18 protein-coding genes and 2 pseudogenes are annotated in these 23,648 nt (G+C 71.2%); 14 read left to right on the top strand and 6 right to left on the bottom strand.

What is annotated here, in order from left to right:
* Positions 1-14: 14 nt before the first annotated feature.
* The 11 genes and pseudogenes from IEX13_RS12500 to IEX13_RS14420 all read left to right on the top strand — a co-directional run bounded on the left by IEX13_RS12500 (position 15) and on the right by IEX13_RS14420 (position 9,216).
* Positions 15-1,439 (top strand): RNA polymerase factor sigma-54, encoded by a 1,425-nt coding sequence (locus IEX13_RS12500; protein ID WP_188664872.1) that lies wholly within the window; start codon positions 15-17, stop codon positions 1,437-1,439.
* Positions 1,440-1,570: 131 nt separating this feature from the next.
* Positions 1,571-1,897, top strand: a complete 327-nt coding sequence (gene hpf / locus IEX13_RS12495) for a ribosome hibernation-promoting factor, HPF/YfiA family (protein WP_188664869.1) — start codon at positions 1,571-1,573, stop codon at positions 1,895-1,897.
* Positions 1,898-1,900: 3 nt separating this feature from the next.
* Positions 1,901-2,371 (top strand): PTS sugar transporter subunit IIA, encoded by a 471-nt coding sequence (locus tag IEX13_RS12490; protein ID WP_188664866.1) that lies wholly within the window; start codon positions 1,901-1,903, stop codon positions 2,369-2,371.
* Positions 2,372-2,375: 4 nt separating this feature from the next.
* Entirely contained in the window at positions 2,376-3,326 is a 951-nt protein-coding gene (gene hprK / locus IEX13_RS12485) for an HPr(Ser) kinase/phosphatase (RefSeq protein ID WP_188664862.1), read from the top strand.
* Positions 3,323-4,198, top strand: coding sequence for an RNase adapter RapZ (gene rapZ, locus IEX13_RS12480; protein WP_188664859.1), 876 nt, complete (start codon positions 3,323-3,325; stop codon positions 4,196-4,198). Before hprK ends, rapZ begins: the two co-directional genes overlap by 4 nt.
* Positions 4,198-4,590 carry a PTS sugar transporter subunit IIA gene (locus tag IEX13_RS12475; RefSeq protein WP_188664856.1) on the top strand — a complete coding sequence of 131 codons (393 nt, stop codon included), beginning with the start codon at positions 4,198-4,200 and terminating at the stop codon, positions 4,588-4,590. Before rapZ ends, IEX13_RS12475 begins: the two co-directional genes overlap by 1 nt.
* On the top strand, positions 4,583-4,852 hold the full coding sequence (locus IEX13_RS12470; protein ID WP_188664853.1) for an HPr family phosphocarrier protein: 270 nt from the start codon (positions 4,583-4,585) through the stop codon (positions 4,850-4,852). Before IEX13_RS12475 ends, IEX13_RS12470 begins: the two co-directional genes overlap by 8 nt.
* Positions 4,852-6,567: a phosphoenolpyruvate--protein phosphotransferase gene (gene ptsP / locus IEX13_RS12465; protein ID WP_188664850.1), complete on the top strand. Its 1,716-nt coding sequence runs from the start codon at positions 4,852-4,854 to the stop codon at positions 6,565-6,567. The genes IEX13_RS12470 and ptsP overlap by 1 nt, the downstream gene beginning before the upstream one ends.
* A gap of 555 nt (positions 6,568-7,122) precedes the next feature.
* Positions 7,123-8,481 carry a magnesium transporter gene (gene mgtE / locus IEX13_RS12460; RefSeq protein WP_188664848.1) on the top strand — a complete coding sequence of 453 codons (1,359 nt, stop codon included), beginning with the start codon at positions 7,123-7,125 and terminating at the stop codon, positions 8,479-8,481.
* Between the two features lie 3 nt (positions 8,482-8,484).
* Positions 8,485-8,871, top strand: a pseudogene (locus tag IEX13_RS14425) (NUDIX hydrolase); the annotation flags it as partial.
* Positions 8,860-9,216 carry a cupin domain-containing protein gene (locus tag IEX13_RS14420; RefSeq protein WP_229668556.1) on the top strand — a complete coding sequence of 119 codons (357 nt, stop codon included), beginning with the start codon at positions 8,860-8,862 and terminating at the stop codon, positions 9,214-9,216. The pseudogene IEX13_RS14425 and the gene IEX13_RS14420, both read left to right, overlap by 12 nt.
* Positions 9,217-9,219: 3 nt before the next feature.
* On the opposite strand, the gene tsaB is transcribed toward IEX13_RS14420, so the two are convergent.
* From tsaB to mrcB, 4 genes are read right to left on the bottom strand one after another with little or no spacing between them, the layout of a single operon-like run.
* A complete protein-coding gene (tsaB, locus tag IEX13_RS12450; protein ID WP_188664842.1) occupies positions 9,220-9,909 on the bottom strand; it encodes a tRNA (adenosine(37)-N6)-threonylcarbamoyltransferase complex dimerization subunit type 1 TsaB in 690 nt (229 codons plus the stop codon).
* The gene (yoaA, locus tag IEX13_RS12445) at positions 9,906-11,990 is read right to left on the bottom strand and encodes a DNA repair helicase YoaA (protein WP_188664839.1); all 2,085 of its coding nucleotides are present in this window, start codon (positions 11,988-11,990) and stop codon (positions 9,906-9,908) included. Before yoaA ends, tsaB begins: the two co-directional genes overlap by 4 nt.
* Complete coding sequence (locus tag IEX13_RS12440; RefSeq protein ID WP_188664836.1) at positions 11,991-12,512, bottom strand: hypothetical protein; 522 nt, start codon at positions 12,510-12,512, stop codon at positions 11,991-11,993.
* 1 nt (position 12,513) lies between these two features.
* Positions 12,514-14,871 (bottom strand): penicillin-binding protein 1B, encoded by a 2,358-nt coding sequence (mrcB, locus tag IEX13_RS12435; RefSeq protein WP_188664833.1) that lies wholly within the window; start codon positions 14,869-14,871, stop codon positions 12,514-12,516.
* 72 nt (positions 14,872-14,943) lie between these two features.
* On the opposite strand from mrcB, the pseudogene IEX13_RS14270 reads away from it, so the two are divergent.
* Positions 14,944-16,500: pseudogene (locus tag IEX13_RS14270) on the top strand (glycosyltransferase); the annotation flags it as partial.
* A 654-nt stretch (positions 16,501-17,154) separates the two neighbouring features.
* On the top strand, positions 17,155-19,266 hold the full coding sequence (locus IEX13_RS14265) for a glycosyltransferase (protein ID WP_229668555.1): 2,112 nt from the start codon (positions 17,155-17,157) through the stop codon (positions 19,264-19,266).
* Positions 19,267-19,273: 7 nt separating this feature from the next.
* Here IEX13_RS14265 and IEX13_RS12425 read toward each other — a convergent pair whose 3' ends face one another.
* The gene (locus tag IEX13_RS12425; protein ID WP_188664829.1) at positions 19,274-20,887 is read right to left on the bottom strand and encodes a hypothetical protein; all 1,614 of its coding nucleotides are present in this window, start codon (positions 20,885-20,887) and stop codon (positions 19,274-19,276) included.
* 61 nt (positions 20,888-20,948) lie between these two features.
* A complete protein-coding gene (locus tag IEX13_RS12420; RefSeq protein ID WP_188664827.1) occupies positions 20,949-23,081 on the bottom strand; it encodes a RelA/SpoT family protein in 2,133 nt (710 codons plus the stop codon).
* Positions 23,082-23,173: 92 nt separating this feature from the next.
* Between IEX13_RS12420 and IEX13_RS12415 the strand changes: the two genes are divergently transcribed.
* Positions 23,174-23,635, top strand: a complete 462-nt coding sequence (locus tag IEX13_RS12415) for a hypothetical protein (protein WP_188664825.1) — start codon at positions 23,174-23,176, stop codon at positions 23,633-23,635.
* Positions 23,636-23,648: the final 13 nt, after the last annotated feature.

Raw genomic sequence — 23,648 nt, 5'->3', positions numbered from 1 at the left:
CCCAGCGGACCGCCATGAAACCATCCCTCCAGACCCGACTTGGCCAGCAGCTGTCCCTGACGCCCCAGCTGCGCCAGGCGATCCGGCTGCTGCAGCTGTCGGCGCTGGAACTGGAAACCGAGCTCAACCAGGCCCTGGAGTCGAACCCGCTGCTCGAACGCGGCGACGAAGACCAGGGCGACGACCGCCCCGAGGGCGAAAAGCCCGAGGAGCCGAGCCAGGAAGACACCCCCGGCGATGCCCCGGAGCCCGACGAATTCGAGCGCGCGGAGGTCGACGAGTGGTACGAGGCCCCCGCCGGTGACCGCCGCCACAGCGACGGCGGCGAACCCGACGAACTCAGCGCCGCCGCGCCGATCGACCTCCACGCCCACCTGGTCTGGCAGCTGCAGCTGAGCCACCTGGGCCCGCGCGACCTGGCGATCGGCCAGGCCGTGATTGAAGCCATCAATGACGACGGCTACCTCGAAGGCCCGCTGGCCGACATCCAGGCCGCCCTGCAGCCCGAGCTCGACGTCTCCGACGCCGAGATCGAAACCGTGCTGCACATCGTCCAGCATTTCGACCCGGTCGGCGCGGGCGCCCGCTGCCTGTCCGAATGCCTGTGCGTCCAGCTGAGCCTGCTAAGCGACGACACCCCGGGCCTGGACCTGGCCACCCGGCTCAGCAAGGACCACCTCGATGCCCTGGCCCGCCTGGGCGCCGACCGCCTGGGCGGGCAGCTGGGCGAGTCCGCCGAGGACATGGCCACGGCCGTGGCCCTGCTGCGCACGCTCGACCCCAAGCCCGGCGCCCAGATCGGCGGCAGCGAACCCGAATATATCGCCCCCGACGCCATCGCCTATCGCCAGAACGGCGTCTGGAAGGTCCGGCTGGCCGCCGGCAGCCGGCCCCGGCTGGCGATCAATCGCCACTATGAAAGCCTGATCGGCAAGGCCAGCCGCGAGGACGACAGCTACCTGCGCGGCCAGCTGCAGGAGGCCCGGTGGCTCATTAAGAGCCTGGAAACCCGCGCCGACACCGTCGAACGGGTGGCCCGGGCGATCGTTCGCCAGCAGTCGGCCTTCCTGGACCATGGCAACGAGGCCATGCGCCCGCTGACCCTGCGCGAAGTGGCCGAAGAACTGGGCCTGCACGAGTCCACCGTGTCGCGGGCGACCACCCGCAAGTACCTGCGCACGCCGCGTGGCACCTTTGAATTCAAGCACTTCTTCGGCTCGGGCATCGCCACCGACCATGGCGGCTCGGCCTCGTCCACGGCCATCCAGGCCATGATCCGCAAGCTGATCGAGGGCGAAAGCCCGCGCTCGCCGCTTTCGGACCAGAAACTGGCCGAAAGCCTTAAGGCCGAAGGCATCCCCGTGGCCCGGCGAACCGTGGCAAAATACCGTGAATCCATGAACATCCCCGCCTCCAACGAGCGGCAGCGGCTGGCCTGAGGGCAAACCAATGGCCCATGCCAGCCCCGGCGCGCAGATGCGCAGACTCCCCCAAGACTTGACCTCGGTCACGCCTCGTTATCACCGGGCGTGATTACCTGTAGTTGTACCCACCAAGGAGGATCGTGACCATGCGGATCGACATCAGCGGCCACCAGATGGACGTCACCCCGGCCCTTCGCGACTACGTCAACGACAAGTTCGCGCGCGTCAACCGCCACTACGACCACCACGCCGAGGCCCGGGTCATCCTCTCGGTCGACAAGCTCGACCAGCGGGCCGAAGCCACCGTGGGCACCGCCGGCAAGACCGTGCATGCCGACGCCGTGGCCCCCGACATGTACGCCGCCATCGACATGCTCGCCGACAAGCTCGACCGCCTGCTGCTCAAGCAGAAGGAAAAGATGACCGACCACCACCGCGGCGAATCCGCCGCCCGTTCGGACAGCTTCGGCTAGGCCGTGCATCTGCTCGACCTGCTAAGCCCGGGGCGCGTCGTCGCCCCGGGCCCGATCCCCGGCAAGAAGCGACTGCTCGAGAAGGCATCCGGCCTGCTCGCCGAGGGCAATGCGGATCTCGAGCGCGCCGTATTCGACAGCCTGGTCGGCCGCGAACGCCTGGGCAGCACCGGCCTGGGCCATGGCGTCGCCATCCCGCATGGCCGCAGCGCCAAGGTCGCCACCGCCGTCGGCTGCTTCCTGCGCCTCGCCGAACCGGTGGATTTCGGCTCCCCCGACGGCATGCCGGTGGACCTGGTGTTCGCCCTGGTCGTGCCCGAGCATTTTTCCTCGCAGCACCTGATGCTGCTTTCGCAGCTGGCCGAAATGTTCGGCGACGCCGATTTCCGCGACCAGCTGCGCGCCGCCCGCGACGCCGCCGTCCTGCATGGCCTGCTGGCGGACTGGCAGGCCAGCCACCCCGAGGCCGGCTGAGCCCATGACCGACCGCCTGAGCGCCCGCGAACTTTTCGACGAACTGGGCGACCGGCTCGAGATGCGCTGGCTTTCCGGCCAGCGCGGCGGCGAACGGCTCATCGAACGCGGCGAACACCTCTCGCGGCGACCGTCGCTGGCCGGCTATCTCAACGTCATCCACCCGAACAAGGTGCAGATCATCGGCTCGGCCGAACTGGCCTGGCTCGACGGCCTGGACGCACGCACGCGCTGGGAAGTGCTGCTCAAGATCATGGAATCGCGGCCGCTGGCGATGGTGATCACCCAGAACCAGTCCTGCCCCGCCGACCTGCGCGACGCCGCCGAAGAAAGCGAGACCCCGCTGTGGGTGTCGCCCCGGCGCGGCTACGAACTGCTCAACCTGCTGCAGTACCACCTGGCCCGTTCGCTGGCGCCGCGGATCACGCTGCACGGCGTGTTCATGGAGATCTATTCGATCGGCGTGCTGGTCACCGGCGACTCCGGCGCCGGCAAGAGCGAACTGGCGCTGGAACTGATCAGCCGCGGCCACCGCCTGGTCGCCGACGATGCCCCCGAATTCACCCAGATCGCGCCCGACGTGCTCGACGGCACCTGCCCCGAACTCCTGCAGGACCTGCTGGAAGTACGCGGACTGGGCGTGCTCAACATCCGGGAAATGTTCGGCGACACCGCCGTGAAGCGGAACAAGTACCTGCGCCTGGTCGTGCACCTGGAACAGACCCCGCAGCAGAGCGACGAAGCCATGGCCCGCATCACCGGCGAATCCGGCAGCCGCAAGGTGCTGGACCTGGACGTGCCCGTGGTCGAACTGCCCGTGGCCGCCGGCCGCAACCTGGCGGTGCTGACCGAAGCCGCCGTGCGCCTGCACCTGCTGCGCAGCAAGGGCATGGACCCGGCGGCGGCCTTCCTGGCACGCCACAGCGCCTTCCTGCAGCAGGGGGAAAAACAATGAGCGCCGACCCGTCGCGTCCGTTGCTTTACGTCATCACCGGCCTGTCGGGTTCGGGCAAGTCGGTCGCGCTCAAGACGCTTGAAGACCTGGACGTCCACTGCACCGACAACCTGCCGGTGGAACTGCTGCCGCAATTCGTGCGCTCGGTGACGGGCGGCGAAGGTGGCGCCAGCCGGCTGGCGGTGGGCATCGACGTGCGCAATGCCTCGGACCTGGCTCGCATCCCGGAGTGGCTGTCGGCGCTGGGCGAAATGGGCATCGACCACCAGCTGGTGTTTTTCGAAACCCGTGACGACACCCTGCTCAAGCGCTATTCCGATACGCGCCGCAAGCACCCGCTCAGCCACGACGGCCTGGCCCTGGCCGACGCCATCGAACTCGAGCGCGTGCGCCTGCGCCCGCTCAAGGCCATCGCCGACCTGGTGATGGACACCTCGGACATGAACGTGCACCAGATGCGCCGCGAGGTGATCACCGCGCTGGGCGTGGGCACCCACCAGGACATGTCGCTGCTGTTCGAATCCTTCGCCTACAAGCGGGGCCTGCCTGCGGACGCGGACTTCGTGTTCGATGCCCGCGCCCTGCCCAATCCGCACTGGGATGCCCGCCTGCGCCCGCTGTCGGGCCGCGACGCCTCGGTGCGCGAGTACCTCGAAGTCGATCCCCAGGTGCAGGAATTCGTGGCCCAGGTCGAAGCTTTCCTCGACACCTGGGTGCCACGCTTCGAGGCCGGCACCCGCAGCTACCTCACCATCGCCTTCGGCTGCACCGGCGGCCGGCACCGGTCGGTCTACCTGGCCGAACGCCTGGCCGCGCATTGCCGCGAAAAAGGCCGGGACGGCGTGCTCACCTTCCATCGCGAGCTCGACTGATGTCGGTTGGCGTGCTGCTGCTGAGCCATCCCGGGGTCGGCAGCGCCGTGCTGTCGGCGGCGCGCGGGCTGCTGGGCAGCCTGCCGCTGGCCACCGAAGCCTTCGAAGTGCCATGGGAAGCCGAACCCGAGCAACTGCTGGCCGCCGCCAGCCGCGCGATGCGCAAGGTCGACGCCGGCGACGGCGTGCTGCTGCTGACCGACCTGTACGGCGCCAGCCCGGCCAGGCTGGCCGAAAGACTGGTGCACCTGGGCACGCCCGCCCGGCGGGTGAGCGGCCTGGGCCTGCCCATGCTGCTGCGGGTGCAGAATTACCCCGAGCACGACCTGGAAGAACTGACGCGCACGGCGGCCGCCGGCGCCCGCAACGGAGTGGTGGTGGACGATGCTTGAGCGCGAACTGCAGGTGACCAACAAACTCGGCCTGCACGCGCGCGCGGCGGCCAAGCTGGTGCAGCTGCTTTCGGGCTACCGGTGCCAGGCCACCCTGCTCGGCCGCGGCCGGGAAGTGAACGCCAAGTCCATCATGGGCGTGCTGCTGCTGGCCGCGGCGCCCGGAGCCACCCTGCTCATGCGGGTGGAGGGCGAGGACGAGGCCGAAGCCCTGGCCGCCGCCGCCGCGCTGTTCGAGCGCGGATTCGACGAGCAAGGCTGATGCGCCGCCAGCTGCGTGGCGTCACTGCCTCGCGTGGCCTGGCCCTGGGTCGCGCCCGCGTGCTGCATCCGCAGGCGCTGGTGGTGGAAGAAACGCGGATCAGCGCCGACCAGGTCGAGGCCGAGCTGGCCCGCCTGCACGCGGCCCTGGACGCCACCCGCGGCGAGCTGCGCGCCCTGCGCGACCGCCTGCACGGCGCCCTGGCCCAGGAAGTGGGTGAGTTCATTGACCTGCACGCCATGATCCTGGACGACCCGGAGCTGCTGCAGGGCCTGGACGACCTGGTGCGCACCGGCCGCTACGGCGCCGACTATGCCCTGAAGCTGCAGCGCGATCGGCTGGCGGCGGTGTTCGAGGGCATGGACGACGACTACTTCCGCAGTCGCCTCGAGGACCTCGACCACGTGGTCGGCCGCATACACGCCGCCCTGCACCGCCGCGGCGACGACGCGGTGGAAGGCCTGGCCGGCGAAATCCTGGTCTGTGAAACCGTGGCGCCGGCGGAACTTGCCGCCTGGCAGGCCCGCGGCGTGGTCGCGGTGGCCACGACCACCGGCAGCCCGCTTTCGCACAGCGCCATCCTGGCCCGCAGCCTGCACCTGCCGCTGCTGGTGAACGTGTCCGACCTGCTGGCGCACGCCAACGACGGCGACGCGCTGATGATCGACGCCAGCCACGGCGAGCTGGTGCTCGAACCCGGGCCCGGCGACCTGGCCCACTACCACGCCCGCCAGGCCCAGATCGGCCGCGAGCGCGCCCAGCTGGCCCGGCTGCGCCGCCAGCCCACGCGCACCAAGGACGGCGTGGACATCCGCCTTTACGCCAACGCCGAGTCGCGCGAGGACGTCGCCGAAGCGCACGCCCTGGGCGCCGACGGCGTCGGCCTGTATCGCACCGAGTTCCTGTTCCTCAAGCGCAACGAGCTGCCGACCGAAGAAGAACAGTTCCTGGCCTACCGCGACCTGGTGCTGGGACTGGCCGGCCGGGTGGCGACCATCCGCACCCTGGACCTGGGCGCCGACAAGGCCGACCGCACCGGACTGGCGCTGCGCAGCGAACCCAACCCGGCGCTGGGCCTGCGCGGCGTGCGGCTGTCGCTGGCGCATCCGGACCTGTTCCTGACCCAGCTGCGGGCGATCCTGCGCGCCAGCGCCTACGGGCCGGTGCGCATCCTGGTGCCGATGGTCAGCGGCCGTGAAGAAATGCAGCAGGTGTGCGACCTGCTCGATCGCGCCCGGACCTCGCTGCAGGACGAGGGCCGCCAGGTCGGCCCGGTGGCCGAGCTGGGCGCCATGATCGAAGTGCCGGCGGCCGCCCTGGGCCTGGGCGACATCGTCGACCTGGTGGACTTCGTTTCGGTCGGCACCAACGACCTGGTGCAGTACCTGCTGGCCACCGACCGCAACCACGAAGCCCTGGCGGAACTGTATTCGCCGCGGCACCCGTCGGTGCTGCGCCTGCTGTCCGAAGTCTTCGCCTTCGGCCGCCGCAACGGCATCCCGGTGGCGGTCTGCGGGGAAATGGCCAGCGAAGCGGCCAACGTGCCGCTGCTGCTGGCCCTGGGCCTGCGCGACTTCAGCCTGCATCCCTCGACCCTGCTGGAAGTGCGCAAGGCCGTGCGCGAGGCCGACCTCGGCAGCCTGCGCCGGCGCGCCACCACCCTGCTGCGCTGCCACGACCGCGCCGCCATCGACCGCTGGCTGCAACGCTGCTGACCCTCCTGTAGGAGCACCTCCCGGCGCGAATCTTTTGCCCTTGGCCTTCCGGCCAAGCACAGCGCCGTAGTTGCAGCAACCGCGGGTGGAGGCGCCGCGCCTTCGCCCCGGCCGACACGCCGCAAGTACGTCCATGTAGGCTCATCGTCGACATCCATGTCTCCGATGGTCGACCGGGGCGAAGGCGCGACACCTCCTCAACGCCACGTGGTGGCCGATGGGAAAGCGGCTTCCCGGCAACTCGGGGCGATAGCCAGAGCTGACGGCGCGAGCACACGTTGCGCTCTTGATCTCCCGGCGGCCCCGACGTTCCTTCCAGGAGGTAGCGTGCGTCTGCCCTGGCCGACTCTCAGAGACATGGATGTCGACGAGAAGCCCCCTGCAATGCGTTCACGGTCGCGGTCAGGGCAGATGCACGCTGCCTCCACCCGCGACACCTGCGGGGGCGACGCATTGCTTGGCCGGAAGGCCAAGGGCAGAAGATTCGCGCCTGGAAGCGCTCCAACAAGACGGCGGTTGCCGTCATAATGCCGGGGCCTGTTCCGGAGCCCGCCGATGGCCGACGCCGCGCACCACGACAAGACCGCCCGGCAGCTTCGGCTGCTGTCGGACGCGCTCGACTCTGGCCGGCTGGGGCCGGTGCGGCGGCTGGTGAATTCGCTGTCGCCGGCCGAAATCGGCAACCTGCTCGAATCGCTGCCGCCGGCCAAGCGCAACATCGTCTGGGGCCTGGTCGATCCCGAGGACGACGGCGAAGTGCTGGTGCACGTCGGCGATGACGTCCGCGAAAGCCTGCTGGCCGAGATGGACACCGACGAAATCGTCGCGGCCGTCGAAGACCTGGACATCGACGACCTGGCCGAACTGGCCGAAGACCTGCCCGACACGGTCATCGAGGAAGTGCTCAAGTCGATGGACCGGGAGAACCGGGAACGGCTCGAGCAGGTGCTGTCCTACGAAGAGGACAGCGCCGGCCGCCTGATGAACCCGGACGTGATCACGGTGCGCACGGACGTCACCGTGGACGTGGTGCTGCGCTACCTGCGCCTGCGCGGCGAAATCCCCGAACACACCGACCACCTGTTCGTGGTCAGCCGGCGGCACCAGTACCTGGGCCGCGTGTCCGTGGCGTCGCTGCTGACCCACGACGCCAGCACGCCGATCAACGAACTCTTCGACGACGAACAGCCGGCCATCCCGGTCGACACGCCGGCGCACGACGTCGCCAGCCAGTTCTCGGACCACGACTGGGTTTCCGCGCCGGTGGTGGACCACAACAACATCCTGCTCGGCCGCATCACCATCGACGACGTGGTGGACATCATCCGCGACCACGCCGCGCACCAGGCGCTCAGCGCCGCCGGCCTGGACGAGGACGAGGACATGTTCAGCCCGGTCGCGCGCGCGGCGCGGCGGCGGGCGCTTTGGCTGGGCATCAACCTGCTTACCGCCTTCCTGGCCTCCTGGGTCATCGGCCGCTTCGAAGGCACCATCGAACGCCTGGTGGCGCTGGCCGTGCTGATGCCCATTGTCGCCAGCATGGGCGGCGTCGCCGGCACCCAGACGCTCACCCTGATGGTTCGCGGCATGGCCCTGGGCCAGGTCGGCATGGGCAACGTCGGCGCCCTGCTCAACAAGGAAGTGATGGTCGGCCTGCTCAATGGCCTGGCCTGGGCGATGGTCGTGGGCGTGGTGGCGGCGCTTTGGTTCGGCGACTGGCCGCTGGGCGGCGTCATCGCCGCGGCGATGGTGATCAACCTGGTCACCGCGGCCCTGGCCGGCGTCGGCGTGCCGCTGCTGCTGCGGCGACTGCGCATTGATCCGGCCCTGGCCGGCGGCGTGGTGCTGACCACGGTCACCGACGTGATGGGCTTTTTCTCCTTCCTGGGCCTGGCGACGCTGGTCCTGCTTTAGGCCATGGCGCTTATCCGCACCGTCGCGGCCGTGCTGTGCAATGACCAGGGCCAGGTGCTGCTGGTGCGCAAGACAGGCACCGACACCTTCATCCAGCCCGGTGGCAAGCGCGAACCGGGCGAGGACGCGCTGCAGACCCTGGCGCGCGAACTGGCCGAGGAAATCGGCGTGGCCCTGCGGCCGGGCGCCGTTCGCCTGGGCGAATTCGAGGACGTCGCGGTGAACGAACCGGGCACCCGCGTGCAGGCGGAGGTTTTCCTGGCCAGCGCCGACGGCACGCCCGCGGCCGGCGCCGAGATCCAGGAACTGGCCTGGGTGGACCCGGCGGCACCGGGCGATCGCAGGATCGCGCCGCTGTCGCGCTGGCAGATCCTGCCGATGCTGGCCTCGCTGTGGAAACCGGCGGTGCGCGAAGCCGACCGGCACTACCTCTGGGGTGGCAACAACGACGGCTGGCACCTGCTGCAGCGCCACGACCTGTCGGTGATCGCCGAACACGTGCCGCCCGGCGGCCGCGAACACCGGCACCGCCACGGGCAGGCGCGGCAGTTCTTCTACATCCTTTCCGGCCGCGCGATGATCGAACTGGCGGGGCGCGAGGTGGCGCTCGCCGCGGGCCAGGGCCTGGAGGTGCCGCCGGGGTTGCCGCACCAGTTCAGCAACCCGTTCGACGAGGCCGTGGACTTCCTGGTGGTGTCGCAGCCCAGCGCGCGCGGCGACCGCAAGGACGATTGAGTCTCAGCGCGGAACCGGCTTGCCTTGCTCGGCCAGGGTCAGCGCGACCTTGTCGCGCAGGTAGGCGGGTTCCAGCGCGTCGGCGGCGATGGCCTCGCCGCGCTGCCAGGCGCGCACGGCCAGGCGGGCGAGATCGCGCGCGTGCGGCAGCGCGCCGGCATCGAAACCGGAAAGCCGGTCGCCCAGGCGGGCGACCAGCGCAGCGTCGCCGGCCGCGAAGCCGGAGCCGACGCCCTGCAGCGACGTGCCGGGAGGCGGCGCTTCGGAAGGGGCGCACAGGGTTTCCGGGCCGGCGGCGCTGACCAGGCCGTCGGCATCGCGCACGAACGCACCCAGGTAGATCTCGCCCATGCGCGCGTCGATGGCGGCAAGGATGTTTTCGCCCTGCCCCTGCATCGCCAGCACCGCCAGCGTGGACACCGGCAGCACCGGCCGGTCGAGCGCCAGCGCCAGGCCCTGCACCAGCGCGATGGCCAGGCGCACGCCGGTGAAGGCACCGGGGCCGCGGCCGACGGCGATCGCGTCGAGCTGCGACTTGGCCAGGCCGGCTTCGGCCAGCAGTTCATCGGCCCAGGGCAGCACCAGCTGGGTATGCCGGCGCGGCGCCAGTTCGTGGCGCGCGAACACCTGGCCGTCGGCGTACACGGCGACGGAGCAGGCTTCGGTGCTGGTTTCGATGGCCAGGAGCTTCATGGCGTGGATTGTGCCGCAAGCGATGCGGCGTTCGCGCTGGCGCCCGGATCCGCGTCGGCAGCGGCGAAAAAGCGCTGCACGTCTTCGATGTCGCGGGTGCGCGGGAACGGCGGCAGGCTGGCCAGGAAGCTGCGGCCATAGGGTTTGCCGAGCAGGCGCGGGTCGCACAGCACCAGCACGCCGCGGTCGTGGTCGCTGCGGATCAGCCGGCCGACGCCCTGCTTGAGCGCGATCACCGCCTGCGGCAGCTGTTCGTCGCGGAAGGGGTTGCCGCCGCGGCGGCGCACGGCCTCGAGCCGGGCTTCGAGCACGGGGTCGTCGGGCGCGGCGAAGGGCAGGCGGTCGATGACCACCACGCTGAGCGCCTCGCCGGCGACGTCCACGCCTTCCCAGAAACTGGCGGCGCCCAGCAGCACGCCGTTGCCCGAAGCGCGGAAACGTTCCAGCAGCACGCTGCGCGGCGCGGTGCCCTGCACGAACAGCGGCCAGGGTGCGTCGCGCAGTTCTTCGGCGGCCTCGCGCAGGGCGCGGTGCGAGGTGAACAGCAGGAAGGCGCGTCCCTTGGAGGCTTCCAGCACCGGCCAGGCGACGTCGAGCACGGCGCCGACGTACTCGCGGCTGTTGGGCTCGGGCATGCCACGCGGCAGGTAACACAGGGCCTGGTTGGGCCAGTCGAAGGGGCTGGGCTGGAGCAGCTCGCGCGGCTCGTCCAGGCCCAGGCGCCGGCCCAGGTGGGCGAAGTGGCCGTCCACCGCCATCGTTGCCGACGTGAAGATCCAGGCGGCGCGACTTCTTTCGCGGTACTCGCGCAGCGGGCCCGACACATCCAGCGGCGTGCGCTGCAGGGTGAAGCCACGCTGGGTGAGTTCGTACCACTTCACCGAGAAGTTGTCGGCAAGACCGGGGTCAGAAGAACCGGGGTCAGAGTCGCCTTTTCCCGGGGCATCGTCGGTCGCCGATTCAACGTCGGGGAAAGTCGACTCTGACCCCGGTTTTTCCGCCGGCTTCTCGCCGAGCCATGCGGCGAGGCGGCGGCGAAGTTCGACCGCCCGGTCGCAGCAGGCCGCGAATCCCGGGGCGGCATCCGACAGCGGGCCGAGCACGCGCTGCAGTTCGGCCAGGGTGTGTTGCAGGTGCTGTAGCGCCGCCGGCGCGCCGGCCACGGCCAGCAGCCGCGCCTGCGGGCCGCGCTGGGGCAGCTTGTCCAGGGCCAGGCGCAGGTCGCGCATGGCCTGTTCCAGCGCGCGCGCCGGGCCCATCACCGTGGCCAGGGACGCGGTGACGTTCTTGCACTCGGCCAGGCAATCGCGGGCCAGGTCCAGCAGCTGCCGCGCCGAAATGCCTTCGCCGAAAAACTGCGCGGCCAGTTCCGGCAGCTGGTGCGCTTCGTCCAGGACGAAGGCCGACGCGCCGGGCAGGATTTCGCCGAACCCTTCCTGCTTGATCGCCAGGTCGGCGAGCAGCAGGTGGTGGTTGACCACCACCAGGTCGGCGGCCTGCGCCTGCTGGCGGGCCTTGGCCACGAAACACTCGTCCCAGAACGGGCACTCGCTGCCCAGGCAGTTGTCGGCCGTGGAGGTGACCTGCGGCCACAGCGGCGAATCCTCGGGCAGGTCGGCCAGTTCGGCCAGGTCGCCGCGCATCGTTCGGCCGGCCCAGGCGACCACGCGCTGGAAATGACCGACCACTTCGCGCGACTGGAATTTTTCCCCCTTGGCCTGTTCAAGCCGGTACAGGCACAGGTAGTTGGCCCGGCCCTTGAGCAGCGCGGTCTTGATGCCGGCGCCCAGGGCCTGGCGCACGCGCGGCAGGTCGCGGTGGTAGAGCTGGTCCTGCAGCGCCCGCGTGCCGGTGGACAGGATCACGCGCTGGCCCGACAGCAGCGCCGGCACCAGGTAGGCGTAGGTCTTGCCGGTGCCGGTGCCCGCCTCGGCGACCAGGGTGGCGCGGTCGTCAATGGCGTCGGCGACCGACTGGGCCAGCTGGTTCTGCGCCGACCGCGGCACGAAGCCCTCCAGACCGGTCGCCAGCGGCCCGTCCGGCGCCAGCGCGGCCAGCGTGCGTTCGGCCAGGTCGCCCACTTACATGCGGACCGGCGGCGACACCGTGCAGGACTCGCCCTGGCGGTGGGCGACACCGGCCGCCTCGTGCGCGCCGCGCATGGCGCGGGCGTGGCCGATGGTGGCCCAGTTGCGGCGGCACAGTCCGCCCAGCTTCGGACCCAGCTCGAAGGACTGCGCGGCCAGGGTTTCGGCCTGCTTCCAGGCGCGGCGCAGCAGCGCCAGTTCGGCCTGCCACTGCAGCAGGTCAGGATCACCGGGGCTGATGACCAGTGCCCGGGCCAGGGTGTCGAACGCGGCCTTGGGCTCGCCGGCCGCTTCCTGGGCCTGGGCTTGCGTGCGCAGGTCCTCGACCTGGGGGTCGCGCAGCGGCTGCACCTCGAGTTCGTGGCCGTGTTCGCCAAGGGCGCGCACCTGCGCCACCAGTTCGGCCGGCGAGGCCTCCGCAGCAGCGGTGCGTGCAGGTGCCACCGGACCCACTGGCGTGGAAGCACAGGCGGCCAGCAGCAGGGCCAGGGCGACGGCGGCAAGGCGGGAAAACATGTCAGTCGGTCCTTCTGTCACGGTCGTCACGGCGGTCGCGGCGATCGTCGTCGCCGCGGCGGAACCAGTCCAGCCAGCTGTTCTTGCGGCAGCTGACATGTTCGGTCGGCAGGTAGCCACCAACGAACGCATAGCGCCGGGCGCCTTCGCAGTCCTGTTCGGTGGTGGCGAACACCTCGGCGTCCACCCAGCCCCACTCCAGGCCCTGCGCGCCGACGTCCAGCGGCGCGGTGGGCAGGCCCTTGAAAAGCGAGGACCACACGCGCATCGCACCGGTGGATCCGTAAAGCCCGGTGGGTTCATTGCGGTCGTTGCCGACCCACACCACCGCCAGGTGACTACCGGTATAGCCGGCGAACCAGCTGTCGCGGCTGTCGTTGCTGGTGCCGGTCTTGCCGGCGGGCTTCAGATGCCCCAGGCCATCGCGCACCAGCTGGCTGGCGGTGCCGCGGGTGACCGTGTCCTGCAACGCCAGCGTGACCAGGCGCGCGGCGATCGCATCGCCTTCCTGCGCCGGCGCCGCCTTGAAGTCGTACTCGCTGATCGCCTCGCCCTTGGCGTCGATGACGCCGCGCACCGCACGCAGCGGCTGGATTTCGCCGCCCGAGGCCAGGAACTGGTAAACCTGCGCCATCGAAAACGGGCTCAGGTCGACCGACCCCAGGATCAGCGACGGGTTGGGTTCGGCGCGCAGGCCGGCGAGCACCTTGAGCAGTTCGGCCAGCCGCTCGGGGCCAACGTCCATGCCCACGCGCACCGTCGCCTGGTTGTACGAATGCACCAGCGCGTCGGCCAGGCTGACCCGGCCATGGCTGCGGCCGTCGGAGTTTTCCGGGTTCCAGCGTTTGCCGTTGGGCAGCACGAGGTTCACCGGCGCATCGTCCACCGGCGTCGCCAGCGACCAGCGGTCGGGCTGGGCCAGCGCCAGCAGGTAGACCATGGGCTTGAGCAGGGAGCCCACCGGCCGCTGCGCTTCGAGCGCGCGGTTGAAGCCCGGCTGGTCGGTGTCGCGGTTGCCGACCATGGCCAGCACTTCGCCGCTTTGCGTGTCGGTAAGCACCAATCCCGCCTGCAGGGCCGGCCCCTCCTTGCGCTGCACCTGGTCGAGCGTGCCGGTGACGGCCTGTTCGGCGCGCAGCTGCGCCGAAGGCGACAGCGTCGTGACCACCACCAGCCCGGCGCCACGCAGCGCGTCGGCCGGGTAGTCGCGCGCCAGCTGGCGGCGCACCAGGTCCATGAAGGCCGGATTGCGGTTCGAAGCCACGCCCGGACGCGCGCTGACGCCCAGCGGGGACGCCATGGCCTTTTCCGCGTCGGCGGCGGTGATCAGGCCGGTGTCGCGCCAGACCGCCAGCACCAGGTTGCGGCGCTTGAGCGCCGCTTCCGGCCGGCGCCGCGGGTCGTACACCGACGGCCCCTGGATCATGCCCACCAGCAGGGCCATGTCCTGGGTGCGCAGCGCCGAAAGGTCGCGTCCGAACCAGAACTCGGCACCCGCGCCGATGCCGTGGATGGCCTGGTTGCCGTGCTGGCCGAGGTAAACCTCGTTGAAGTAGGCCTCGAGGATGCGCTGCTTGTCGTAGCGCGCCTCGATGATGATCGAGTAGCTGGCCTCCTTGATCTTTCGGGTCCAGGCCACTTCGCGGCTGAGGAACAGGTTCCGCACCAACTGCTGGGTCAGCGTGCTGGCGCCCTGCTCGATCTCGCCCTCGCGGGTGTTCACCCAGGCGGCGCGCAGGATGCCCCAGGGGTCGATGCCGTGGTGGTGCTTGAAGTTGCGGTCCTCCACCGCCTGCAGGCCGGTGACCAGCAGTGAAGGCACGTCCTTGAGCTGCACCAGCCGGCGCTCTTCGGTGACGTCGCCATACAGGGTGGCGATGCGCGCCGGGTCCAGGCGGGCGTCCTGGACCGGCTTGCCGGACGCGCGATCGGTGACCGTGGCCACGCGACCGCCGTCGATCACCACCGACAGCCGGCGCGCCGGCACCGGACCTTCAAGGCCGAAGAAGGCGCGGGTGGCGATGTCAAACCGCTTGCCCTCGCGGGCCCAGGTGCCGGACAGGTCGCCGCCGTCTTCGCGATAACCGGCCGCGGCCAGTTCCAGCATCAGGGTGTCGGCATCCAGGCGGGTTCCCGGCGCCAGGGCCTGTGGCCGGGCGTAAACGCGGGTGGGCACCTGCCAGACCAGCGCCTCGAATTCCGCGCGCACCCGCTTGTCGAGCACGTAGAACAGCGGCACCCCCACGCCCACGACCAGGCCCAGCGCAAGCAGTGCGCCGCGGAAGAGCCAGGTGCGCCAGCGGGAACGGGCGGAAGGAGGGCCTGAGGATTTGGGGGAAGCGTTTCGGGGCACGGACATGGATAATCCCGGGGTGCGGCGAGTCTAGCAGGCCGCCGTCGCCCCGCCCCCACCCGAGACTGAACACTCCGCATGGATGCCACTTCCCGACCGGTCACGTGCCGCTGGGCCGATTCGCCGGCCAAGGCGCTGCAACGCGCCCGCGCCGAGCACCCCGGCCGGGACGTGCTGTTGCTGCGCGAAGGGATCGAGCCGGACGCGCCGGCGCTCGAGCGTTTGCTGGCCGCGTGGCGCGAGGCGGACTGGGACGTGCTCTCGCCCCTGGACGGGCGCTGGCCCCTGGGCGACGACGGCGACACGCTGGCCTGGACCTTCGGCGAACACGCTGCGTTCGCCTGGAATGGCTGGTCTGCGGAATGTTCGCTGTGGCGCGCGGGTGCCGCGACCCGCCCCGAAGACTTCGAAGCCGGCGTGACCGGTCGTTGCGGCCTGCTGCCCTGCGCGCAGGTGGGACGGGCCGAGCCGACGTCCGAACCCCCGCCCCTGCCCGTGCGCGCCCTGCTGGCGCGGAGCAAGGCGCCCGGCCGCCGGGTCCGCCCCGGGCGCCCGGCCGTGCTGCACGTACTGCATGCCTGGGGCGGCGGCGCGGAACGATTCGTGCGCGACCTGATGCAGGCCGATGGGTCGCGCGAACACCTGGTGCTGGTGGCCCGCGGCGCCGACGACCGGCCGCCGTTCGGCCGCGAACTGTGCCTGCACGCTGACCTGGACGCGCCGCCCCTGCAGACCTGGACGCTGGCCGCGCCCATCGCCGACTGCAGCGCCAGGTCGACGGAGGTCGAGGCCGTGCTGGCGCTGCTGGTTTCCCGCTGGAACGTCGGCGCCGTGCTGGTGTCGTCGCTGATCGGCCATTCCCTCGACGTGCTGCGCACGGGCCTGCCGACGGCGCTTTGCGCGCATGACCTGTTCCCGGCGTGGCCGCTGCTGCACGAAACGCGCGATCCGGCCGTGGATGCCTTCGACGAGGCCACGCTGGCGCGCAGGATCGCGGAAGCCGGGCCGGGCTTCCTTTTTTCCGAGCGGGAGGCCTCTCGCTGGTGGGCGCTGCGCTCGGAGCTGTTCGCAAGCATCGGGCAGCACGACGTGGTGCTGGTCGCGCCCAGCACCTTTGCCCGCGACCGCTTCCGGGCCCTGGCGCCCGCCCTGTCGGCACGCCCGTGGACGGTCATCAACCACGGGCTGGCGCCATTCGCGGACAGGCCGGCCCGGTCGAAACCCCGGCCCGGCGCGGCGCTGCGGGTGCTGGTGCCTGGTCGCGTGCATGGCGCCAAGGGCAGCGCGCTGCTCGACGAACTGGTCAAGGTGCTGCCGCCCGGCGTCGAACTGGTCCTGCTGGGAACCGGGCCGCAGGGCCACCGTTACCTGGGTCGTCCGGGCATCCACGTCAGGAAGGAGTACCGGCGCGAAGACCTCCCGCGCTGGCTGGCGTCGCTGTCCCCGGACCTGGCCCTGCTGCCTTCCACGGTGCCGGAAACCTGGTCCTATACGCTGTCGGAAATGTGGGCGCTTGGCCTGCCGGTGCTGTGCGCCGACGCCGGCGCCCTGGCCGAACGCCTCGCGGACACGGGGGCCGGCTGGTGCATCGCCGGCGGCGCCGCGGCATTCGCCCGGGCCCTGTCCGAACTGGACGCGGACCGGGATCGCATCGAAGCCGCGCGCGCGCGCATCCCCGCCCAGGACGAAGGGCTCGCGCCCATGGCCGCCGCCTGGGCGCGGGCGCTGCCAAGCCAGCCCGAAACCCTGCTGCTGCCGGCCGCCGACCCTGACGGCATCGCGCGGCTGGCCCTGGCCGAAAGCCTCGCCATGCGCGACCAAGCACTGCGGGAAAAACAGGAATCGATGGCACGGCAACACGAAGAACTGGCACGCCGAGCCGACTGGGCGTTCGACCTCAAGGCCCAGCTTGCGCGCCTGACCTCCGGCAAGGCCGGCGCGGACCGTGAGCTGGCCAGGATCACGACCGAACTGCAGAACGAACGCGCCGAGCTCGAAGCAGCACGCCGGCTCGGCGAAAGGCAGCTCGATTCGATCGCGCAACTGCGCGCCACGGTCGAACGCAACAGCCGCGCCGTCGAAGAAGCCGCAGGCCATGTCGAACAGATCGCCCGCCTTGAGCAGCAGCTCGCCGACGCGCACGGCTACTACCAGCGCGACTGCGGCGACCTGGCCCGCCAACGCGACGTCGCCCTGGCCCAGCGCGACGAACTGCACAAGGCGCATGCGCGCCTGCAGTCCTCGTTCGCCTGGCGCCTGGCCCGGCGTCCCCAGCAGGCGCTCGATGCGCTGCGCGCCGGCCTGCAGGGCCTGGCCTTCCGGCTGCGCCAGCTGCGTTCGCTCGGCAGTCGCGGCATCACCAGCCTGCGCGTGCGCGGCTGGACCGGCACCCTGGAACGCTGGCGCCAGCGCCGCGCCGCCCCTTCCGGCGAAAGCCGGCTGGTGCCGCCGCCCTCAGCCTCGGCCAGCGGTGCCGCACTGCGCCTGCCGCGCCCCGTGGCGCCGCGCGCAAGCATCGTCGTGCCGGTCTACAACCAGCTGCACATGACCCTGGCCTGCCTGCGTGCGCTGGCCGATTCCGGCGACGCCACGGCTTTCGAGGTCATCGTGGTGGACGACGGTTCGTCGGACGCCACGGCCGAACTCCTGCCGACGATCCCGGGCCTGGTCTTCCACCGAAATCCGAAGAACCTGGGTTTCATCGGTGCCTGCAACGCCGGGGCCACGAAGGCGCGCGGTGAGTTCCTGGTCTTCCTCAACAACGACACCACGGTGCAGCCGGGCTGGCTCGATGCGCTGCTGGCCACCTTCGAACGCTACCCGGACACTGGCCTGGCCGGCAGCAAGCTGGTGTATCCGGACGGTCGCCTGCAGGAAGCCGGCGGCATCATCTTCGCCGACGGCTCGTGCTGGAACTACGGGCGCTTCGAGGACCCCGCGCACCCACGCTGCAACTTCGTGCGCGAGGTGGACTATTGCTCGGGGGCTTCGATCGCGATCCGGCGCGACCTGTTCGAGGACCTGGACGGTTTCGACGGGCTTTATTCGCCCGCCTACTACGAAGACACCGACCTGGCCATGCGCGTGCGTCGCCAGGGCCTGAAGGTGCGCTACCAGCCGGCGTCCGTCGTGGTGCACCACGAGGGCGCGACCTCGGGCACCGACACCGGCAGCGGCGTGAAGGCCTACCAGGTCGCCAACCAGATCAAGTTCGTCGAGCGCTGGCGCGAGGTGCTGGCACGCGACCACCGGCCACCTTCGGCGGGTGCCGAGGTCGCCAGCGAGCGGGGCCGCAACCGCCGCGTGCTGGTGCTCGATGCCTGCACGCCGACCCCGGATCGCGACTCCGGGTCGCTGCGTATGACCGCCCTGCTCCGGCTGCTGCGCGAGGAAGGCTGCTCGGTGGTGTTCTTCCCCGAGAACCGTGCCCATGACGGCGCCTACACCGAAGCCCTGCAACAGCTGGGGGTCGAAGCCTGGTGGCATCCCTGGCTGGCCGACGTCCCGCGCTGGCTGGCCCAGCACGGTGACCGTTTCGACCTGGTCATCGGCAGCCGGCACTACGTGCTGGGGCCGGTGCTGCCGCTGCTGCGCTTGCAGGCACCGCGCGCGCGCGTGGTGTTCGACACCGTGGACCTGCACTTCCTGCGCGAACAGCGCGAGGCCGAACTTGCCGGCGACGCCGCCGGCCTGCGCACGGCCGCGCGCACCCGCAAGGCCGAACTGGCCCTGGTGGCCCAGGCCGACCTGACCTGGGTCGTTAGCGAAGCCGAACGCGTGCTGCTTGCCAGCGAAGCGCCGGGCGCACGCGTGGACGTGGTGTCAAACATCCATGACATCGCCGAACCGGGCCCGGGCTTCGCCGGCCGCGAAGGCCTGCTCTTCGTCGGGGGTTTCAGGCACCCGCCGAACGTGGATGCGGCGCTGTGGCTGGCCGAGGACATCCTGCCGCGCATCCACGCCCGGCATCCGGGCCTGCCCCTGCACCTGGTCGGCGGCGACTCCTCGCCGGCCGTGAAGGCGCTGGGCCAGCGCGCCGGCATCCACTTCCACGGTTACGTGCCCGACCTTGGGCCGCTGCTGCGCGAAGTGCGCGTGTCGGTGGCGCCGCTGCGCTATGGCGCCGGGGTCAAGGGCAAGGTGAACCAGGCGCTGGCGCACGGCCTGCCGGTGGTGGCCACGACCTGCGCGGTCGAGGGCATGCACCTGGTGGACGGCCAGGACGTGCTGGTGGCCGATGACGCCGAAGCGTTCGCCGACGCCGTCCTGCGCCTGCACGACGACGCCACGCTATGGTCGCGCCTGTCGGAGGGCGGCCTGGAAAACACCCGCCGGCACTTCTCCCCGGACGTGGTGCGGGCGCCGCTGCGTCGCCTGCTGGACGAACTGCCGGGCCGCTGAGGCGCGTTCAGCCGCCGGCGCGCTGCAGGCGCTCGGCGAAGGTTTCCAGGCGCGGATTGGACGGGTCCACGTCGCGTGCCGCCGCCAGCGCACGGCGCGCCAGCGCGAACTCGCCGGCCCCGAGCCGCTCTTCGCCGAAGGCCAGCCAGCGGTCGGCCAGGCGCCGGCGATCATCCGCCAGTTCGTCGCCGCCGCGGTCCTGCACGACCAGTGCGTCCAGGCAGGCCTGGGCGGCGCCGAGGCGGTTGCCGGCCAGTTCGTCTTCGAAGCATGCGCGAGCGCGACGGCTGTACTCCACGAAGGCACGGCGCACGGCGCCGTTGTCCGGCGCTATCGCCTGTGCGCGGCGCAGCAGGTCCCAGGCGCTGGCGCCGGGCGGGTCGACCAGGTCGCCGGCACGCATCGCGGCCGCGGCTTCGTCGAGCAGGGAATCGAACTCATCCGGATCCAGGGCCTGCCCCGGCACTTCGTCGCGCGCCTCGCGCGCCTGTTCAAGGCGCCGTTCGGCGGCGGCCAGGGCCGGCGAGCCGGGCGCCCATTCGCGGGCGCGGTTGATGGCCTCGGCGGCAGCGTCGAATTCGAAATCGGCGGCCAGGCGGCTGGCGCGCGCGGCCAGCATCGCCGCGGCATCGTCCATGCCCTGGCGCGCCTCGACGTCGTCGGGCCGTTCCGCCAGCAGCGCCTGGAAGCCCAGCGCGGCGGCTTCGATGCGGCCCGCGCGCAGCTCGGCCTGGGCCGCCTTGAGCGCGCTTTCGCGGGCGCTTTCGCCTTCGGCGCGGGCTTCGCCCAGGCGCGCCTGCACCGCGGGCAGGCCAAGGTGGCTTGGATCGGCTTTCACCACGCGATCGACCAGGGCCCCGGCCGTGCGCAGGTCACCGTCGGCCAGCGCCCGCTCGGCGTCGCGCAGCAGGCCGGCCAGCAGGCTGCGCCGGCCTTCGAGCGCGATGGCGTTGTCGGGCTGCAGGCGCAGGATGTCCTCGTAAAGCGCCAGCGCACCGTCGCCCTGCTGTTCGATGCGGCCCTGGGCTTGCGCATCACGCGCCGCCTGCAGGCGTTGCGCGATGTCGGCGTCGGCGGACTGGCGCGCGACGAGCTCGGCTTCGATGCCCGCCAGGGCGTCCGCCGGTGCCGCCATCGCACGCGCCAGTGCGAGGTGCTGGCGGGCGGCGTCGAAATCGCCGCCGGCAAGCGCGGCGCGCGCATGCACCAGCGCGGCTTCGCGCACGGCGACCAGGCCGCTGCGCGCGGCCGGATGGTCCGGATCGCGGGCCAGCACGGCCTGGAAACGTTCGCGTGCGCCCTGGCCGTCGGCGCGGCTGAGCTCGCCGCGGGCCAGGGCCAGCTGCGCGGCTTCTATTTCGCGGTTGAGTTCGGACGAAGGAATCAGCGCCTGGCTCAGGCTGTCGCGCCAGGTGCCCAGGGCCAGCAGCAGGCACACCGCCGCGACGAACGTGGCCAGGATGACCCAGGCCCAGAACGAGGGCCGGGGCGGGCGCGCACGCGGCGGCGGGCCCGGCGGCGGCGGGTCGTCGGACCCTGCGCGGCTGCGCGGGCGGTCCAGGTCGAGTTGGTCCAGCGCGCCCAGCGACGGGGTCGCACCGGGGTCCTTGCGATGGTTCATGCCTTGCCCTTGTCCATGCGCGGCAGAATAGCAGCGCAAGGTGAACGGACCCCGGCCAGGCTCAGCCCAGGCGGTGCGCCTCGCGCACGCCCGGCACCGCGCTCAGGCGCCCCAGCAGGTCGCTGAGCTGGCCGAAGTCGGCCACGCGAACTGCCAGCCGCAGTTCTGCCAGGCCCTTGTCGTCGTCCACCCGCGACTGCAGGCCCAGGATGTTCACGCCCTGCTGGGCGATGGTGTTGGTGAGGTCCTTGAGCAGCCACTTGCGGTCGAAGGCGTGAACCTGGATATCCACGTCGTAGCTGCCGCGGCTGCCGCGGCCCCATTCGACCGGCAGCAGGCGTTCGGGGTTGCGTGCTTCGAGCCGTTGCAGGGCCGGGCAGCCGGCGCGATGGATGCTGACGCCGCGGCCGCGGGTGAGGTAACCGACGATCGGATCACCCGGCACCGGCTGGCAGCAGCGTGCGATCTGGCTGAGTAGGTTGCCGACGCCTTCGACCGTGAACGGCGCGTTCGGCGGCGGCGGCGCGCTGCGCCGGGTCAGCGGCGCCGGTTCGGCCGGTTCCTTCTCGGCCTGCGCGTGGTCGTGCAGGCAGCGCGTGACCTGGCTCGGGCCCAGGTCGCCCAGGGCCAGCGCCAGGTGCAGGTCTTCGATGGATTCGAGCTTGAACTTCGCCAGCACCGGCGCCAGGTCGGCCTGGGTCAGCGCCATGCGCCGCAGCTCCTTTTCCAGCAGGTCCTTGCCGGCGTGCAGGTTGCGGGCGCGGTCGATGCGGTGGAACCAGGCGCGCACCTTGTCGCGGGCGCGGCCGGTGGCCAGGAAGCCGTTGCTGGCCAGCAGCCAGTCCCGGCGCGGTTCGGCGGTCTTGCCGGTGAGGATCTCGACCTGGTCGCCGGTGGCGGGCTGGTGGTCGAGCGGCACGATGCGGCCGTTTACCTTGGCGCCGCGGCAGCGATGGCCGACCTCGGTGTGCACCGCGTAGGCGAAATCCAGCACGGTGGCGCCGCGCGGCAGGTCGACCACCTCGCCGCGCGGGGTGATGGCGTAAACCCGATCTTCGACCAGTTCGGTGGAAAAACCCTGCACCAGGGTTTCGTCGCGGTCGTCGCGGGCCTCGAGCAGCTGGCGCATCCAGGCGACCTTGCGTTCGAAGCTGGCGTCGGCGCCGCCGCCTTCCTTGTAGCGCCAGTGCGCGGCCACGCCCAGTTCGGCATGTTCGTGCATCTGGTGGGTGCGGATCTGCACTTCCAGCGTGCGTCCGCCGGGGCCGATGACCGCGGTGTGCAGCGACCGGTAGTCGTTGCCCTTGGGGTGGGCGATGTAATCGTCGAACTCGGACGGAATGGAGGGCCACAGCTGGTGCACCACGCCCAGCACGGCGTAGCAGCTGGGGATGTCGTCCACCAGCACGCGCACCGCGCGGATGTCGTAGAGCTCGCTGAAGGGCACGCCCTTGCGCTGCATTTTCCGGAAGATGCTGTAGATGTGCTTGGGCCGGCCGGCGACGTCGGCGTTGCGCACGCCGGCCTCGGCGAGGGCGCCGCGGATGCGGGCCATGGCGTCGTCGATGAAACGTTCGCGGTCGCCGCGCTTTTCATCCAGCAGGCGGGCGATGCGCTGGTAGGTCTCCGGCTGCAGCCAGCGGAAGGCCAGGTCCTCGAGCTCCCACTTGAGCTGCCAGATGCCCAGCCGGTTGGCCAGCGGCGCGTGGATGTCGCGGGCGAGTTCGGCCAGGGCGCGGCGCTCGTCCTCGGGCAGGGCGGCGGCGTCACGCAGGCGCACCAGCTGCACGGCCAGCAGCACCAGCACCGCGCGCAGGTCGCGCACCAGGGCCAGCAGCAGCCGGCGCAGGCCTTCGGCACTGCCCTGCCCGGGCCGGTGCTGGTGCAGGTCGTCGACCTGGCCGGCGGCGACCAGGCCTTCGAGCAGGCGCTTGAGGCGCGGCGCCTGGGCGAGCACCGGGTCCGGCAGCGCGGCGCGCAGGGCCGGCCACTGGTGCAGGCAGGCGGCGGCCAGCACCTCGGGGTCGGCGCGCAGGGGGCGCAGGGTCTCGAACACGGCCAGGGCGCGGTTCTGGTCGGCATCGGCAGGCAGCCGGGCTGCCGTTTCCACCAGGGCCGGCCACCAGGCGGCGCCGGCCTCGACACTGGCCAGGGCTTGCTGCAAACGCGCGTGTGGGGGGGTGGCGGTGTTCAAGTGGCGCCTGCATTGGCCGGGGAGTTAGACTGCCCCGCGATTGCTGGCAGTTCAACCAGTACGGATCAAAACTCATGCGCCGAATGTTGCTTGTGTCCCTCGTCCTGTCCGCCGTGATGGCCGGCAGCGCCCTGGCCCAGTCGTTCTCCTCGGTGGAGGAGCGCATGACCGAGGCCGAGTTCAAGGCCGCGGGCCTGGACAAACTGACGCCGGAAGAACTGGCCCGGCTCAACGCGTTCATTGCCGCCGAGACGGGCAAGGTCGCGTCCACGCTGCCGGCCGCAACGCCGGCGGTGGACAACCGCGGCTTCCACACCCAGACCGGACCCGACGGCGCGATCTTCTCGTCGATCAGCGGCGAATTCCGCGGCTGGGACAAGGGCACGCGGGTGAAGCTCGACAACGGCCAGGTCTGGGAAGTCACCGATTCCACGGCCCGCCTGCGGGTCCGGCTGACCGACCCGAAGGTGACCATCGAGCCGGGCGCGTTCGGGGCCTGGTTCCTGAAGGTCGAGGGCTATAACTCGCGCGCGGGCGTCAAGCGGATCAAATAAGCCCAGGCTTGCC

This window comes from Arenimonas soli (genome assembly GCF_014643775.1).
Lineage (GTDB): Bacteria > Pseudomonadota > Gammaproteobacteria > Xanthomonadales > Xanthomonadaceae > Arenimonas > Arenimonas soli.
This window is presented reverse-complemented; position numbering and strand designations above follow the sequence as displayed.

What these genes read in the sequence shown, in the direction of transcription:
- mgtE (WP_188664848.1), top strand. Translation starts at nt 7,123, where the DNA reads ATGGCCGACGCCGCGCACCACGACAAGACCGCCCGGCAGCTTCGGCTG.
- hprK (WP_188664862.1), top strand. Translation starts at nt 2,376, where the DNA reads ATGACCGACCGCCTGAGCGCCCGCGAACTTTTCGACGAACTGGGCGAC.
- mrcB (WP_188664833.1), bottom strand. Translation starts at nt 14,871, where the DNA reads ATGTCCGTGCCCCGAAACGCTTCCCCCAAATCCTCAGGCCCTCCTTCC.
- IEX13_RS12500 (WP_188664872.1), top strand. Translation starts at nt 15, where the DNA reads ATGAAACCATCCCTCCAGACCCGACTTGGCCAGCAGCTGTCCCTGACG.
- hpf (WP_188664869.1), top strand. Translation starts at nt 1,571, where the DNA reads ATGCGGATCGACATCAGCGGCCACCAGATGGACGTCACCCCGGCCCTT.
- IEX13_RS12470 (WP_188664853.1), top strand. Translation starts at nt 4,583, where the DNA reads ATGCTTGAGCGCGAACTGCAGGTGACCAACAAACTCGGCCTGCACGCG.
- rapZ (WP_188664859.1), top strand. Translation starts at nt 3,323, where the DNA reads ATGAGCGCCGACCCGTCGCGTCCGTTGCTTTACGTCATCACCGGCCTG.
- tsaB (WP_188664842.1), bottom strand. Translation starts at nt 9,909, where the DNA reads ATGAAGCTCCTGGCCATCGAAACCAGCACCGAAGCCTGCTCCGTCGCC.
- IEX13_RS12475 (WP_188664856.1), top strand. Translation starts at nt 4,198, where the DNA reads ATGTCGGTTGGCGTGCTGCTGCTGAGCCATCCCGGGGTCGGCAGCGCC.
- IEX13_RS12425 (WP_188664829.1), bottom strand. Translation starts at nt 20,887, where the DNA reads ATGAACCATCGCAAGGACCCCGGTGCGACCCCGTCGCTGGGCGCGCTG.
- IEX13_RS12440 (WP_188664836.1), bottom strand. Translation starts at nt 12,512, where the DNA reads ATGTTTTCCCGCCTTGCCGCCGTCGCCCTGGCCCTGCTGCTGGCCGCC.
- ptsP (WP_188664850.1), top strand. Translation starts at nt 4,852, where the DNA reads ATGCGCCGCCAGCTGCGTGGCGTCACTGCCTCGCGTGGCCTGGCCCTG.
- IEX13_RS14420 (WP_229668556.1), top strand. Translation starts at nt 8,860, where the DNA reads ATGCTGGCCTCGCTGTGGAAACCGGCGGTGCGCGAAGCCGACCGGCAC.